Source organism: Olleya sp. AS48, from assembly GCF_038900355.1.
Taxonomy (GTDB): Bacteria; Bacteroidota; Bacteroidia; order Flavobacteriales; family Flavobacteriaceae; genus Olleya.
This window is the reverse complement of record NZ_JBBMRD010000001.1, coordinates 218,843-234,672: the sequence shown is the minus strand read 5'-3', so window position 1 is coordinate 234,672 and position 15,830 is coordinate 218,843. Positions and strand designations below refer to the sequence as shown.

Sequence of the window (15,830 nt, the reverse complement as noted above, 5' to 3'; positions counted from 1 at the left end):
AGTAAAAAAAATCCTGCAATTGCAGGATAGTTTTATTCAATTAAAAATTATTAATTCCTTCTTGTAACCAATTGTAATAGGTGTCGGAATCTGGAGTATAAGCAACTGGAGTATTTAAATTCTCTTCGTTGTGACCCATCAAAACATAATATGGTTGTGTATTAGATTTGTATTTAATGGTTTGAAATTCGCTCCACTTTTGACCAATATACTTAAGTTTTTTACCTGGTCTTAATTTAGAGTCTACAATTTCATCTGCTTCTAATTCTCTTTTATCATCTACGTATAATGAGATTAAAACCACGTCATTTTTTAAGATATTTAAAATATTCCCTTTTGGCCAAACGTTTTGTTCCATTTTTCTACAGTTAACACAAGCCCAACCTGTAAAATCTAACATAACTGGCTTATTCACTTTTTTAGCATAAGCTAAACCTAAATCATAATCATTAAATGCTAATATGTCATGTGGCGCTAATAAATGTGCACCTTCTGGTAAATCATCGTGAGAGTTATTAGCACTGCTTCCTCCTTTTGAGTTACCTACTCCGTAAGGCGACTCGCTGTAATCTAATGGTGGTGGAAAAGCACTAATTAGGTTTAAAGGTGCTCCCCAAAGTCCAGGAATCATATAAATAGTAAACGTTAAAACAATCAATCCAAGACTTAATCTACCAACTGAAATATGTGGTAAAGGCGAATCATGTGGTAATTGTATTTTTCCGAAAAGGTACAAGGCTAAAGTCCCAAAAATAGCAATCCAAATAGCTATAAATACTTCACGCTCTAGCAAATGTAATTGCAATACTAAGTCTGCTTGTGATAAAAATTTGAATGCTAATGCTAACTCTAAAAATCCTAATACGACTTTAACAGTATTTAACCAACCACCTGATTTAGGTAACGAGTTTAACCATCCAGGAAACGCTGCAAATAGTGCAAATGGTAACGCTATAGCGGAAGAAAAGCCAAGCATACCTATAATTGGTGCAATACCACCTTTAGAGGCTGCTTCCACCAATAATGTTCCAACAATTGGTCCTGTGCATGAAAAAGAAACGATTGCTAAAGCTAATGCCATAAAAAAGATACCAATAAAACCTCCTCTGTTAGCTTGCGAGTCTACTTTATTTGCCCAAGAATTTGGCAGCATAATCTCAAATGCACCTAAAAACGAAAACGCAAATACAACTAATAATCCAAAAAAGATAAGGTTAAACCAAACATTAGTCGCTAATGCATTTAATGCATCTGCACCAAAAATAGCTGTAACCGCTGTACCTAAAAGTAAATAGATAGCTATAATACATAACCCGTAGATTATTGCATTTTTAATACCTGACGCCTTGCTTTTACTTTGCTTTGTAAAAAAACTAACTGTCATTGGTATCATAGGAAACACGCAAGGTGTTAACAACGCTGCAAATCCTGATAAGAACGCTATAAAAAAGATACTCCATAATCCTTTATTGTCATTACCTTCTTCATCAATATTATTAGTTGCTTTGGTGTCCTCTGTGGCTAAACCATTTAAATTAATATCTAAATCTATAAAAGCTGGAGCCAAACATTTCTCGTCATCGCAAGCTTGATAATACGATTCGGCTTGAATAGTGTTTAACGTTGGATTTAACACTTCAATTACTTGAGTAAAAACTGCTTGTTTTTCAAAGTATTTTACATTCATTTGAAAAGCGTTTTCAAACTTTTCAACCGTTTCAGATTCTTTTAAATCGCCTATTAGTTTAAAATCTTTATTATCATTTTTAAATGTAATCTCAGTAGGTATTGGACCCATTGGCTCTTTATTATCCTGCGAATAAATATGCCATTTTGAATCTAAAACAGCAGTATATGTTAATTCATATTGCGTGTCATTTAGTTTTTTGACTCCCGTTTTCCAACTTACAGGATCAAATATTTTAGATGTTGGATTAAAAATGTTTTCAGTGGATATTAAAGCGTTAACTGTTTCTGATATTGGCTTGGCTTGCGCAATATTAAAAACAACTTCTTCAAACTCATAAATGCATTTTGAGTCATCGCATGCTTGATAAGCAACCTCACTTTTAATTGTTTTTTGCTCTGGATTTAATAATTTGATTTTTTGAGCAAAAGTTGCTTCGCCATCAAAAAAGGTTAAATCCATTTGGAACACCTTATCAAATTGCGTTATAGATTCGCTTTCAAACGCTTTTCCAATCAATTCATAATTATTGGTTTTATTTACAGAATCGTAAACAAACTCGGTTGGTAACGCACCACCTTCATCTAAATGTTGAGAATATAAATGCCAATGCTCCTTAATGCTTGCTGTATACACTAAAACATACTCTTGATCTGATATTTTCTGAACTTCGTTACTCCATTTTACTGGTTTTAAAACCTGTGCATTAACACTTAAAATAGTGATAAAAAATAGTATAAAAGCGGTTATATGCTTCATTATGATAATTTAATTTTTAGTATTGATTTAGTTTGATTGGTTACCTTAAATCTATCGTCTGCACGATGATTAATAACCCAAACAATTTTATCTTGGCTGCACAATAATAAGACCTTCTCTTTTTCTAATAACGATAACTTTTGGTCTTTAAAATATTTGCTTAACTTCTTTTTACCTTGCATGCCTAAAGGGTAAAAATAGTCTCCTTCTTGCCAATGTCTTACAGTTAAAGGCAATTTTAACGTTTCTTTATCAATATATATCGTAGCGCTGTCAGATTTTTCAATATTTGCTACTGTTTCAAAAGTTAAAGCACCTGACAAAACATTTACTTCGTTTTCAAAATTGTTGATTATAACAGACGCTTCATTTTGATGCAGACTATCCTCATTTTTTAATTCACTTAAAATTAAAGTCTCTCTATTTTTAAGTAATTGATGCGTTGCAGAAAACACTTGCTTCCCACTTTGTGCTGTCAACAAATTAACAATATCTGTCCATTGCGTAAATCCAAAATCTTTAAAAACTTCATATAAATAAGCTTTAGGATTGTTGACTTTAATAAACTCTGATATTTTATAACTAACCTGAGTACCATCAATATCGATAATTGCTCGTTTTAAAACCGCTTGCACACTTTCTTCAACAATATCAGCTGTATCATTAAGATTATTTAATGTGTTTTTAAAATTGGTTAAAACATTATTATTTAGTTCTTTTAAAACGGGAATAACATCATGTCGTAACTTATTACGCAAGTATTTTGTAGATGCATTGCTACTATCTTCTCTCCAAAGTATTTGGTTTGACAACGCAAAATCTTCGATAGTTTCTCTAGAAAATGGCAACAATGGTCTAACTATGTTTTCATTTATTTCCGGAATACCTTTTAAACCTTCTAAACCTGTTCCTCGAGTCAGGTTAATTAAAAAAGTTTCTAAATTATCATCTGCATGATGCGCAGTTAAAATATAGTCAAAATCTAGATTTTTAGCTAAATCCTGAAACCAATCATAACGCAAAGTTCTTGCTGCCATCTGGATAGATTCCTTATTACTTTCGGCGTAAGCCTTAGTATCAAAACTTTCAGTAAACACCTCTAATTCCAAGCTATCAGCTAAATCTGTTACAAATTTCTCGTCACCATCACTTTCAATACCTCTTAAATTAAAATTACAATGTGCCAATGTAATATCTAAACCAGATTTTTTACACAAATGCGTTAAAATAACACTATCCAAACCTCCTGAAATAGCAAGCAGTAGTTTGCTGTTTTTAAGAAAAGGAAGCGTGTTGTTAATGTGATTTTGGAAGTGTTCTATTAAGTTATAAGGCATAAGTAAAAAGGCATAAATTATACTGCCAACTTTTTGATTAAAGCGTTAAGCATTTTTTCTATTTGTAAAGACAGGTCATTAACATCATTTAAATCGTTGCTTTTTAAAAAATCTAAATTAATTGCAATTTGCAACTGTGTCTGCATTTCGTACAATGATCCTCTAGAAATATTTAAAAACCGAATATATTCCTTGGTGTAATTACGCCCATAACCTTCTGCTATATTAGATGAAACAGAGATAGCGCTTCTTTTTATTTGCGAAGTTAATCCATACTTTTCATCCTCAGGAAATAGCTTCACTAAGCGATAAACATGAGTTACCATATCTACTGATTTTTGCCAAACTATCAAATCTCTATAACTCTTCATTTAACAAATTTACGTTTTTTTGATGTTTCTGTAATACTTAAAACATTTGTCTTTTTTTTGCCTAATGCCTTTTCCCTGATATCAGCTTCACCCTTCTAAAACCGTTCTCATAGCTTTGGCTTTAAGCAAACACTCTTCATATTCGTTTAAAGGATCTGATTTTGCTGTAATGGCACCTCCAACTGAGTATGACACGTATTTATTACTGGCATTATATAAAATACTGCGGATAACAACATTAAAGTCAAAGTCGCCTGTTGGCGAAATATAGCCGACTGCTCCAGAATATAAACCGCGTTTGGTTTCTTCTAAAGTTTCAATAATTTTCATTGCCGAAATTTTTGGTGCTCCAGTCATACTTCCCATAGGAAACGTACTTTTAATAATATCTATTGGATGTGTCTTTTTATCTACCTGAGAGGTTACTGTAGATATCATTTGATGTACTTGATCAAAGGTATAAATCTTACATAATTCTTCAACTTTTACGCTCCCTTTTGTTGCGGTTTGCGATAAATCATTACGCACCAAATCTACAATCATTACGTTTTCGCTACGTTCCTTTTGATCCGATACTAAATTGTTTTTTAAAATAGAATCTAATATAAAATCAGCCTCACGTTTTGCGGTCCCTTTAATAGGTTGGGATATAATTTTAGTGCCTTCTTTTTTAATGTAACGCTCTGGAGACGCAGACAATAAATATTTATCATTAAGCTTTAAAAACGTCGCAAATGGTGGTTTTGATATGGCGTTAAGTTTATTATAAATCTCTAACGGATTTATAACGGTGTCCTCTGCATAAAACTCTTGACAAAAATTAGCTTCGTAAATATCACCTCTGTGTATGTGACTTAACATGGTTTTAATCTTATCAAAATACGCGTCTTTATGTATTCTAAGTTTTATTTTAATAGGGTCGTTTTCGATAGGTAAATTGTTAATTTTATCGTCCTTGTAACAATTTATTGTATTTAAATCGGTTTCCACTTCATCATCAACCATTTTTAAATACTGCAGTTCCACAGTGTCACCTTTAATTAAAAAGATTTTTTTAGGTTGAAAAAAATATAAATCAGGAAATGCTAAACCATCATAATTAGCAGATTTTAAAGGCTCTACATCATTTTTTAAATCGTAAGATAAATAACCAAAAACCCAGTCATTAGCTAATGTTTGGTATTCTTTAAACTGCTCAAAAGCATCTTTATAATCCGTTTGAAATCCTGTAAAGGCATCGACAGCTAAAACAGCATCATAGCTAGAGTATTGTTGCTTATACTGGTTAGAATCCAGCCAAACAACATCGTCAAATTGCTGACTCCAAGACAATAAATTTTGCTTGAAGTCCTCAGGATTAGTTAGTTTATGTTTTGTCGTTGTTCTCACTTTAAAAAATGTTGCGTAAAGTTAAACAGAAATGTTAAAAAAACGAGTATTTTAGTCATGAGATTAAATATAAGACAGATGTTTCAAGTATCAAATGAGGTATTAAAAATTTCGGTTAAACCGAAAGGCGCAGAATTATGCGAAATTGCTTCCGTTAAAAACGACAATCAATTTATGTGGCATGCAGATCCTGACATTTGGGGAAGCTACGCACCCAATTTGTTTCCAATAATTGGAGCTTTAAAAAATGACCAATACACTTTTGAAGGTAAAACCTACAACATGCCAAAGCACGGTTTTGTTAGGCATAATGACGATATAAAACTAATTGATCAAAGCAAAAATAGTTTAACTTTTAGTTTAATTTATAATGAAGACTTATTAAAACAGTTTCCTTTTAAGTTTGAGTTTTTAATCACTTACACTTTAGACAATAACACTTTAAATATTAAACACACGGTTAAAAACTTAGATAATAAAGCAATCTATTTTAGTATTGGTGGACATCCTGCTTTTAAATGTCCTATTTATAAAGATGAAAATTATACGGATTATAGTTTGGTTTTTGAACACGAAGAAACAGCACAAACCTATTTATTAAATATAGATAATGGTTTAGTAACCAATCAAACTAAACCTGCTTTTAATACTAAAAACAGTATTAATTTAAGACCAGATTTATTTAATGAAGATGCGCTTATTTTTAAGGATTTACAATCCAGAAAAGTGGCTTTAGTGAGTAAAACTCATGGCGAGATATTAAATATCACCTACAAAGACTTTAATTATTTGGGTATTTGGGCTAAACCAAACGCACCTTATGTTTGTGTAGAACCTTGGCTAGGTATTGCTGACGCTGAAAACACAACACAAAAACTAACCGAAAAAGAAGGGATTATCAAATTACCACAAGATGAAACCTTTAATGCAAGCTACAGTATACAAATACATGAGCATCATTTAGGGTAAACAAAATAATAGTGGTAATTTTGTAGGCTAAAATAACACGTTTTGAGCTTTAGAGATTTAAATTTAAACACCCCTTTATATAACGCAATTGACGACCTAGGGTTTACACAACCAACTCCAATACAAGCAGAAGCTTTTAATGTAGTTGCAAGTGGTAAAGATATGGTCGGTATTGCACAAACTGGTACTGGTAAAACTTTTGCCTATATGTTACCAATACTTAAAAACCTAAAATTTTCTAAGCAAGATAATCCTCGTGTTTTAATTTTAGTACCTACTAGAGAATTAGTAGTGCAAGTTGTTGATGAGATTGAAAAATTAGCAAAATACATAAACACGCGTGTTCTTGGTGTTTATGGAGGCACAAACATTAACACACAAAAACAAGCAGTTGCACAAGGTCAAGATATTATTGTTGCAACGCCTGGACGATTGTATGATTTAGCAGTTAGTCGAGTACTACAACTTAAATCTTTAGAGCGCTTAGTTATTGACGAAGTAGATGTCATGCTAGACTTAGGGTTTAGACATCAATTAATTAATATTTTTGATATCCTTCCAGAACGCAGACAAAATATTATGTTTTCTGCTACAATGACAGAAGATGTTGACGAATTAATTACTGACTTTTTTACTGCACCACAAAAAGTATCTATTGCTATTTCTGGTACACCTTTAGAAAACATAGCACAAACAAAATATAGTGTCCCTAATTATTACACTAAACTTAATTTATTAGTACACTTATTACAAGACGCTGAAACGTATAATAAAGTATTAGTTTTTGTATCCAACAAACGTATGGCAGATAGACTTTTTGAAGCTTTAGACGAGTTTTTTAAAGAAGAGTTATGTGTCATCCACTCAAACAAAACGCAAAACTACAGACTACGTAGTATCGAGCAATTTAGAGAAGGTATAAATCGTGTTTTAGTTGCTACTGATGTAATGGCACGTGGATTAGATATTGATAACGTAACACACGTTTTTAACTTTGATACACCAGACTATCCAGAAAACTACATGCACAGAATTGGTAGAACAGGTCGTGCAGAACGCGAAGGACAAGCAGTTGTTTTTAGTACCAAAAAAGAACAGGACAGTCTTGAAAAAATTGAAAGTCTAATGCAAATGGACATTCCGGAATTGCAAATTCCAGAGGAAGTTGAAATCTCTACAGAGTTGATTGAAGAAGAACGCACTGTAATTAAAGAACGTAACAATCCAACCAAACGTAAAGACATTGATGCACCTGGACCTGCTTTTCATGAAAAATCAGAAAAAAATAGTAAAGAAAATTTAGGTGGTAGTTATAAATTTAAAATTGCTGCCAAGTATAAAAAGCCAAAAACTAGAGGTGATAAAAATTACAATAAACGTAATAAAAAATAAAAAAAGCGAGCTAAATAGCTCGCTTTTTTTATTTCTAAAAATCTTATATCCTAATCCATATTATCTTGACTAACAATATTTCCTTGTTGATCATAAGTTGTTGATCCAGTTTCTTCGCCATTCTCATAATTGATTTTATACTCTACACCTCCATTTTCAAAATATTGTGTAAACAGACCATGCTGCTCACCATCCTTAAAATTAGTGGTTACAAATAATTTTCCGTTAGGATGATATTTTTTCACTTCTCCAACAAAATTATTAGTTCTTAAATCTATGCTACCCTCTTGCTGTATTGTGCCATCATCAAAATATGTCACTGTTTTTTTTGGCGTTTTCAAAATCAAACCTCTTATCTGTTCTGATATGTTTTTTATAGACTCTTCTCTCTTTAAACTTCTACTTTCCAACTCGTCCCTTACACGATCAATAACTCTATTGGTATTACTTCTTTCATTCTTGTAATTTTCTTTAACTTCTATACATCTAGTACGTGAATTTAAATATTCATTTTTACTACGTATTCCCTCGTTAATTGCATTATTATAAAGTTTTACATTGTTAGAATAATTATTATACTCTTTGTTACAATTGGATTTATTATAGATGTTATTTTTACATAAATTATATGTCGTTTCACTTAGTGTCACCATCGCTTTTAAAGTGGACAACCTCCTATCTAATTCTTTTCTTTTATTGTGATTAGCTTCAAAAGCTTTGCATATAGCAGTATCATCTGGATTTTTGTTATTGATCTTAAAGCTTACATTTAAATGATTCATTTTACTTTCAGTTTCCATTAAATCTAATTCATGCTCCACCTCCAAGTCTTGCCAATCAATTACCAATTGTACTGCATTGTTGTCTTCTATTACTTTTTTTATAAAAGCAACATTTTCAGGATTATGATTATTGAAATATTGATCTGCCAATTCTGAATAGTCTTGACTAAAAATTGAATTGATAAAAACTAAAAAAAAGACTACTAACAATTTGATTTTAAGAATACTATTCATTTTATAAATTTTAACATTTAACCAACAAGATAGAAAATTATGTTAAAAATTAAAATCTTCCGTATTAAATATGCGTCAATTTTATGTAAACATGTCTTGGTAAAGACATTTATTACTCCTGCTTTAAATACTGTAATTTAATGTAACGGTATTATATAAATTTTAATGTAAACTAACCACACGACTCATTTGCCATATATTTGCTTCTTTTTTCCATATCACTATAAACTTGCTAGGCTTGGATATGGCATTAGGTTCTTGATTATTATAAAATGTATGCATACCTATTTGCACTGCTCCAAAATTATTAATTGGATATACCTCAACACTTCCCATTACCAATTGTCTAGTTACTTTACCGCAAATATTATTTTTTAAGCCTTCCATATAATCTGATTTAGAAGTCATTAAGCCACCATTATCGTGATAAAATTCTAAATTTTCAGGAATCATTTTATTTTGTAAGATTAAATCACATGTATTATAAGCTTCAAAATAAATCCGATCTTGCTCTAAAATTGTATTATACAACGTTTTATTTACAATCTCCTGAGGCTTTACGTTGTCTACTTTTATAACGGTTTTAATTTTACAGGAACTTATTAGTACTAATAATAGGAAATAAATAAGACTTTTAGTTTTGCTGATTTTCATGATTAATAGTTATTGGTTAAGCATTAATTAATTAATTGATTAGTTACTTAATAAAGAGACTGTATAGTATTATATGTTACAGTTTTAACAAAAAAAAGCGAACCAAATTGGTTCGCTTTTTTTTATTTCCGCGAAAGCGGAATATTAATTTAATTTTTAAACATGCAAAGCACGATCATCAGTTGCAGCTAAAGCAGCTTCTTTTACCGCTTCTGCAAATGTTGGATGTGCATGTGACATACGCGAAATATCTTCGGCAGATGCTCTAAATTCCATAGCAACTACTGCTTCTGCAATTAGATCTGCACAACGTGCACCAATCATGTGTACACCTAATACTTCGTCTGTCTTTTTATCTGCAAGGATTTTTACAAATCCATCTAAGTCTCCTCCTGCTCTAGCACGACCTAACGCTCTAAACGGAAATTGACCTACTTTATAATCTACTCCAGATTCTTTTAACTCTTCTTCTGTTTTACCAACAGCAGCAACTTCTGGCCATGTATAAACAACACCAGGAATTAAGTTATAATCTATATGTGGTTTTTGACCTGCTAAAGTTTCAGCAACAAAAACACCTTCTTCTTCAGCTTTATGCGCCAACATTGCACCTTTTACAACATCTCCAATTGCGTAAATGTTAGATACATTAGTTTGTAAATGCTCATTAACTTCTACTTGACCTCTGTCTGTTAATTTAACTCCAGCAGCTTCAGCATTTAAACCACCAGTAAAAGGCTTACGTCCAACAGACACTAAACAATAGTCTCCTTTAAACTCAACAACTTCTCCTTTTTTGTTTTCTGCTTTAACAATTACTTCATCTCCAACACGCTCTACTGACTGTACTTTGTGAGATAACATCATGTTAAATTTAGCCTTTTTAAAGACTTTATTCAACTCTTTAGACAAAGCTCCATCCATTCCTGGAATAATTCTGTCCATATACTCTATAACAGTAACCTCTGCACCTAAACGTCTGTAAACTTGACCTAACTCTAAACCAATAACACCACCACCAATCACAATCATGTGCTTAGGGATTTCTTTAAGTTTTAATGCTTCAGTAGAAGTAATAATACGCTCTTTATCTAAAGTAATAAATGGTAAAGTAGATGGTTTACTACCTGTAGCTATAATCGTATTTTTTGCTTCGATTGTAGTTGTTTCTTCACCTTCGATAACAATGTGTGTAGCATCTTTAAAACTACCAACTCCTGTAAAAACGTCGATGTTGTTTTTCTTCATTAAAAAGTCAACACCACCAGTAGTTTGATCTACAACTGCTTGCTTACGACCAATCATTTTTTCTAAATTCACTTTAATATCTCCCGGAATTTCGATCCCATGATCTTCAAAGTGTTTGGTTGCTTCTTCATAATGATGCGAAGAGGCTAATAGTGCTTTACTTGGTATACATCCTACATTTAAACATGTTCCACCTAAAGTAGAATATTTTTCAATAATTGCAGTTTTCATTCCTAATTGTGCGCAACGTATTGCTGCTACATATCCACCAGGACCTGAACCGATAATTGCTACGTCGTATTGACTCATATATTTTGTTTTTTCGCTTTCGCGGAAATTAATAATTGTTATAATATTAAACAAAAGTACGATTTGTGTCTGTAATAATGAAGTAGAAACACCTAATTTTATTATACGCTTAACAGTAAGCCATAAAAACATAAAAGTCCATAAAAATCAAATTATTATTTGACTAGTTACAGACTTGTTATGAAGGTCTCCCTTAAGATTAATAGCACTGTAAAATTGCACAATACTGATAATTAACACAATACTTAAATTGAGTAAATTTAATTTTAAATTAGATTTTTATTAAATTTTAGCATACCCACTAACTCGCCAGTGGAAGAAATTTTTAATTTTTTTAGAATATTACGTCTGTGCGTGTCTACGGTATGCGAGCTGATATTTAATTTTTCTGAAATCTCCTTGCTTGTTAAGTTTAACACTAATAATCTAATAACATCACGCTCTCTATTACTAATAGACTCTTTTAATAATTTCTGAGAAAAATTATTAAAATATATAGTTTCATACTCATTATTAGCGTTTAGTAATTTAGCAGTTGCTGTGATATGCATTTTAATTTTTGGATCCAAAACCGTATAATGTGCCAATCCTATTATAGGCTTCATATCTAAATCAAAAGACAAAGGTGTGGTGTTTTGCACAATGTTAACATAGGTATCGTTTCCGTTTTTAAACCTGTAATTCCAAGTGTAATTAGTCTTACTTCTGTCTGTCGGTTTAATTTCAGTCAAGGTAAACTCCATTAATTGGTTCATGGCACTTAACCAGACCTCTATATCCTCTGGATGAATTCGACTCCAAAAATAGCGCATCCCTTGTGTTTTTAACACGTTAGGATCTATGCCTAAGCAGGAACTAAGATTTTTACTGATATACTCAAATTTTAAATCCTGTGTATTGGTTACGCAAAAAAAGGTGGAACTATAGGGTAAGTAACTATCCAATTCCATCATTTTTTTTATATGTGTTTCTAGTGACGGTTTTTCATAGGATTTAAATATATTTTTATATAATTCCTTGATTTGTGAATACTTCATTTAAAAATTATTAATAGCGATTAATTTTTAAACAAGTTATAAAAAAAAATTAAATTGGTATGGCAGTAGTACTTTTTACTTCACTGATAACAAACATACTATGTGTACTTCCAATGTGGTTTATATTGGTAAGTTTTTCTACCATAAACTCCCTAAACGCTTCCATATCTTTAACCATAACTTTTAATAAGTAGTCATAATCACCACTAATATGATGACATTCTAAAACCTCTGTTAAGTTGGTTACCTCCTTTTCAAACTGTACTACATATTCTTGGATGTGTTGCGATAGTTTTATGTGACAAAAGGCTACAAAACTTTTTTCTACCTTTTCCTTTTTAACTAAAGCGACATATTTATTAATTACACCATTGTTTTCAAGTTTTTTAATACGCTCAAAAACAGCAGTAACGGATAAATTTAACTTGTTAGATAACTCTTTATTAGTCTGTTTACTATCATTTTGTAACAATTGTAGTAGTTTTTTGTCAATGGCATCAAAGGTCATAATGGAAAAATTTTCAGTGGAATTAAATTAAAATCAAATATACATAATTTATTTTCTGTATAATTAGTAATATTTAGTTTTAAAATCTAAATTTAACCATATCTATTGATTATTAATCTAACATCATTGATATTTGATGTAATCATTACTAAAAATAATACAAATGAAATTTAAACCAGCAGATAATATTCAAGACTTACAATATTTTGGAGAATTTGGAGGAGTAAACCCTTCAATATCAGACTCGTCTACCTACACTTTTTTGAAAGCAAAAACCATGTTTGATACTTTTGAGGGTAATACAGATGGATGCTATTTATACTCAAGACACTCTACACCTTCAAACCTTTATTTAGGTGAAGCATTAGCTGCTATGGAAGGAACAGAAAGTGCCAATGTTGCAGGATCAGGAATGGGAGCAATAACACCTACCCTTTTACAATTGTGTGGTGCTGGTGATCATATTGTATCTAGCCGAACGATTTATGGTGGTACTTACGCGTTTTTAAAGAATTTTACGCCAAGAATGAACATCCAAACGTCGTTTGTAGATATTACAAAATTAGATGTTGTTGAAGCTGCAATTACTAAAAACACAAAAGTTTTGTATTGCGAGTCTGTAAGTAACCCTTTATTGGAAGTTGCAGATATTAAAGGTTTAGCTACTTTGGCTAAAAAGCACAACTTAACCTTAGTTGTAGACAATACGTTTTCACCCTTATCTATTTCGCCAGCACAATTAGGTGCAGATATAGTAATACATAGTTTAACCAAATTTATAAATGGATCTTCGGATACTATGGGAGGCGTTGTTTGTGCTAGCACTGAGTTTATTAATTCTCTTAAAAGTGTCATTGATGGTGCAAGTATGTTACTTGGTGCTTCTATGGACAGTTTACGCTCTGCTTCGATTTTAAAAAATATGAGAACACTGCATATCAGAATGAAGCAACACAGTAAAAATGCGTCTTATTTAGCCGAAAAATTTGAAGGACTAGGTATTAAAACAGTATATCCAGGATTAGCTTCTCATCCATCTCATGACGTTTTTAAATCTATGATGAATGAAGCTTATGGTTTTGGAGGTATGCTTACTATTGATGCAGGATCTTTAGATAAAGCCAATGCGTTAATGGAATTAATGCAAGAAAAAAACGTAGGTTATTTAGCAGTAAGTTTAGGATTTTATAAAACCTTATTTAGTGCTCCAGGAACCTCTACCTCTTCAGAAATACCACAAGAGGAACAAGCAGAAATGGGATTAAGCGAAGGTCTAATTAGATTTTCTATTGGATTGGATGACGATATAGAGCGTACTTTTAACATGATAAAAGCATGTATGATTGAAGTTGGTGTTTTACAATTAGAAACAGCATAAATTGATAAGTATTTTTTTTAATAAAAGCCTGAGCAAATACAATGTTCAGGCTTTTATATTTTCATTTAAAAAAAGCACAAAAACCAAATGCATTAAAGCTTGTAATTATACTTCAAATTAACCCAAATTCAATGCTAAATTATCCTTTCCAAATTCACTTAAATATTAATCAGAAGTTAGTAGAATAATTAATTTTGACACCAATTACATTTAACTTACTAATTTTCAGCACATAAATCCATTTGCATAACTTATTGTAAAATCGTAACATTACAACACTAAAAAAACTAACTAACATGCAAGACGACAATATTTCAGAATTTAAAGCAAACGATCAAAATATAGTTGAAAATAAAGAACTTAATTTTATTGAAGCTCTAATTCCTGTCGTGATACTTATGGCAATGTTGGCTTACAACATTTTTTTTGTAGAAGGTCAAGAGTGGTTTGGAACTTATACTAACCAAATTATACTGCTTTTAGGTGGTGCATCTGCAGCTGTTGTAGGATTATTTAATAAAGTTTCTGTTAAACCTATGATTAAAGAAATCTGGGAAAACCTACAAAGTGTTTTTGTTCCTATCATGATTTTATTTTTAGTTGGCGCTTTAGCTGGTACTTGGTTAGTCAGTGGTGTAATTCCTGCAATGGTATATTATGGACTACAAGTGTTAAGTCCTGCTATATTTTTACCAGCTTCTGTAATTATTTGTGCTATTATATCCATAGCAACAGGAAGTTCTTGGACAACCTCTGCAACCGTTGGTATTGCTTTAATAGGTATTGGAAGCGCGTTAGGTATTAGTCCTGGTATGATTGCTGGTGCTGTAATATCTGGAGCCTATTTTGGAGATAAAATGTCTCCTTTAAGTGATACCACAAACCTTGCTCCTGCTATGGCTGGAACAGATTTATTTACACACATTAGGTACATGACCTTTACAACTGTACCAACTATAATAATTACTCTAATTGCTTTTGGAATTATGAGCGCGACAATAGATACCACAGGAAGTGCTGATATAAGTGGCTTATTAACCAGTATCGATGGTACATTTAATATCACACCTATGTTATTTATTGTACCATTGGTTGTCATTGTTTTAATATTATTTAAAACTAAACCTTTAGTCGCCTTAGTTACTGGAGTTATACTAGCAGCTATTTTTGCTATTATATTTCAATCAAACGTATTAAATGGATTAGCAGACTCAAACTTTACTGCCATTATAAAATCTATTTTAACAGACACGCAAATCACTACAGATAACGATAAACTTAACGACTTATTTAGTGCTGGTGGTATGCAAGGTATGCTTTGGACCATCCTTTTAATTTGTTGCGCTATGGTTTTTGGAGGTATTATGGATGCAATTGGTGCATTATCTAGATTAACTAAAGCACTTTTAAAATTAGCTACTACAGTTTTTGGATTGTTTGCTAGTACTGTTATTAGTTGTTTAGGTTTAAATGCTATTGCTAGCGACCAATATTTGGCGTTGGTAATACCTGGTAAAATGTTTAAAAAAGCATATCAAGATAAAGGACTTGCGCCAGAAAACTTAAGTCGTACTTTGGAAGATTCTGGAACTGTAACCTCTGTACTTATCCCATGGAACACCTGTGGTGCATACCAGTCGGGAGTTTTAGGTGTTGGTGTTGGTGAGTATTTTGTGTATGCTATTTTTAATTGGCTTAGTCCATTTACAACCTTACTTTTTGCTGCTCTTAATCTTAAAATAAGAATGCTAAAAGATAAATCATTATAAATTATAC

Annotated in this window: 13 protein-coding genes; 4 read left to right on the top strand and 9 right to left on the bottom strand. The window is 31.6% G+C overall.

Translation table 11 applies throughout. The annotated features are described in order from the left end of the window. Positions 1–40 precede the first annotated feature (40 nt). From WNY60_RS01100 to WNY60_RS01085, 4 genes are all read right to left on the bottom strand, one after another. Positions 41–2,446: a cytochrome c biogenesis protein CcdA gene (locus tag WNY60_RS01100; protein ID WP_342861223.1), complete on the bottom strand. Its 2,406-nt coding sequence runs from the start codon at positions 2,444–2,446 to the stop codon at positions 41–43. Next, on the bottom strand, positions 2,446–3,783 hold the full coding sequence (gene tilS / locus WNY60_RS01095) for a tRNA lysidine(34) synthetase TilS (RefSeq protein ID WP_342861222.1): 1,338 nt from the start codon (positions 3,781–3,783) through the stop codon (positions 2,446–2,448). Before tilS ends, WNY60_RS01100 begins: the two co-directional genes overlap by 1 nt. 17 nt (positions 3,784–3,800) lie before the next feature. Continuing rightward, entirely contained in the window at positions 3,801–4,154 is a 354-nt protein-coding gene (locus WNY60_RS01090; RefSeq protein ID WP_282070013.1) for a four helix bundle protein, read from the bottom strand. 87 nt (positions 4,155–4,241) lie between these two features. Further along, on the bottom strand, positions 4,242–5,543 hold the full coding sequence (locus WNY60_RS01085; protein ID WP_145001885.1) for an anthranilate synthase component I family protein: 1,302 nt from the start codon (positions 5,541–5,543) through the stop codon (positions 4,242–4,244). Between the two features lie 57 nt (positions 5,544–5,600). On the opposite strand from WNY60_RS01085, the gene WNY60_RS01080 reads away from it, so the two are divergent. Next, entirely contained in the window at positions 5,601–6,512 is a 912-nt protein-coding gene (locus tag WNY60_RS01080; protein WP_342861221.1) for an aldose 1-epimerase family protein, read from the top strand. A 42-nt stretch (positions 6,513–6,554) separates the two neighbouring features. Then, a complete protein-coding gene (locus WNY60_RS01075; RefSeq protein ID WP_342861220.1) occupies positions 6,555–7,904 on the top strand; it encodes a DEAD/DEAH box helicase in 1,350 nt (449 codons plus the stop codon). A gap of 50 nt (positions 7,905–7,954) precedes the next feature. Here the strand turns inward: WNY60_RS01075 and WNY60_RS01070 are convergent, their stop codons facing one another. The 5 genes from WNY60_RS01070 to WNY60_RS01050 all read right to left on the bottom strand — a co-directional run bounded on the left by WNY60_RS01070 (position 7,955) and on the right by WNY60_RS01050 (position 12,676). Then, complete coding sequence (locus WNY60_RS01070) at positions 7,955–8,920, bottom strand: hypothetical protein (RefSeq protein WP_342861219.1); 966 nt, start codon at positions 8,918–8,920, stop codon at positions 7,955–7,957. A 162-nt stretch (positions 8,921–9,082) separates the two neighbouring features. Continuing rightward, positions 9,083–9,574, bottom strand: a complete 492-nt coding sequence (locus tag WNY60_RS01065; protein WP_145001888.1) for a nuclear transport factor 2 family protein — start codon at positions 9,572–9,574, stop codon at positions 9,083–9,085. Positions 9,575–9,730: 156 nt separating this feature from the next. Further along, positions 9,731–11,131 carry a dihydrolipoyl dehydrogenase gene (lpdA, locus tag WNY60_RS01060; protein WP_342861217.1) on the bottom strand — a complete coding sequence of 467 codons (1,401 nt, stop codon included), beginning with the start codon at positions 11,129–11,131 and terminating at the stop codon, positions 9,731–9,733. Positions 11,132–11,397: 266 nt separating this feature from the next. Beyond that, on the bottom strand, positions 11,398–12,168 hold the full coding sequence (locus tag WNY60_RS01055; RefSeq protein WP_292944781.1) for a helix-turn-helix transcriptional regulator: 771 nt from the start codon (positions 12,166–12,168) through the stop codon (positions 11,398–11,400). Between the two features lie 49 nt (positions 12,169–12,217). Then, positions 12,218–12,676: an Lrp/AsnC family transcriptional regulator gene (locus WNY60_RS01050; RefSeq protein ID WP_028281948.1), complete on the bottom strand. Its 459-nt coding sequence runs from the start codon at positions 12,674–12,676 to the stop codon at positions 12,218–12,220. Positions 12,677–12,839: 163 nt separating this feature from the next. On the opposite strand from WNY60_RS01050, the gene WNY60_RS01045 reads away from it, so the two are divergent. Then, positions 12,840–14,054, top strand: a complete 1,215-nt coding sequence (locus WNY60_RS01045) for an aminotransferase class I/II-fold pyridoxal phosphate-dependent enzyme (protein ID WP_342861216.1) — start codon at positions 12,840–12,842, stop codon at positions 14,052–14,054. Positions 14,055–14,350: 296 nt separating this feature from the next. Then, positions 14,351–15,823 (top strand): Na+/H+ antiporter NhaC, encoded by a 1,473-nt coding sequence (nhaC, locus tag WNY60_RS01040; RefSeq protein WP_342861215.1) that lies wholly within the window; start codon positions 14,351–14,353, stop codon positions 15,821–15,823. Positions 15,824–15,830 lie beyond the last annotated feature (7 nt).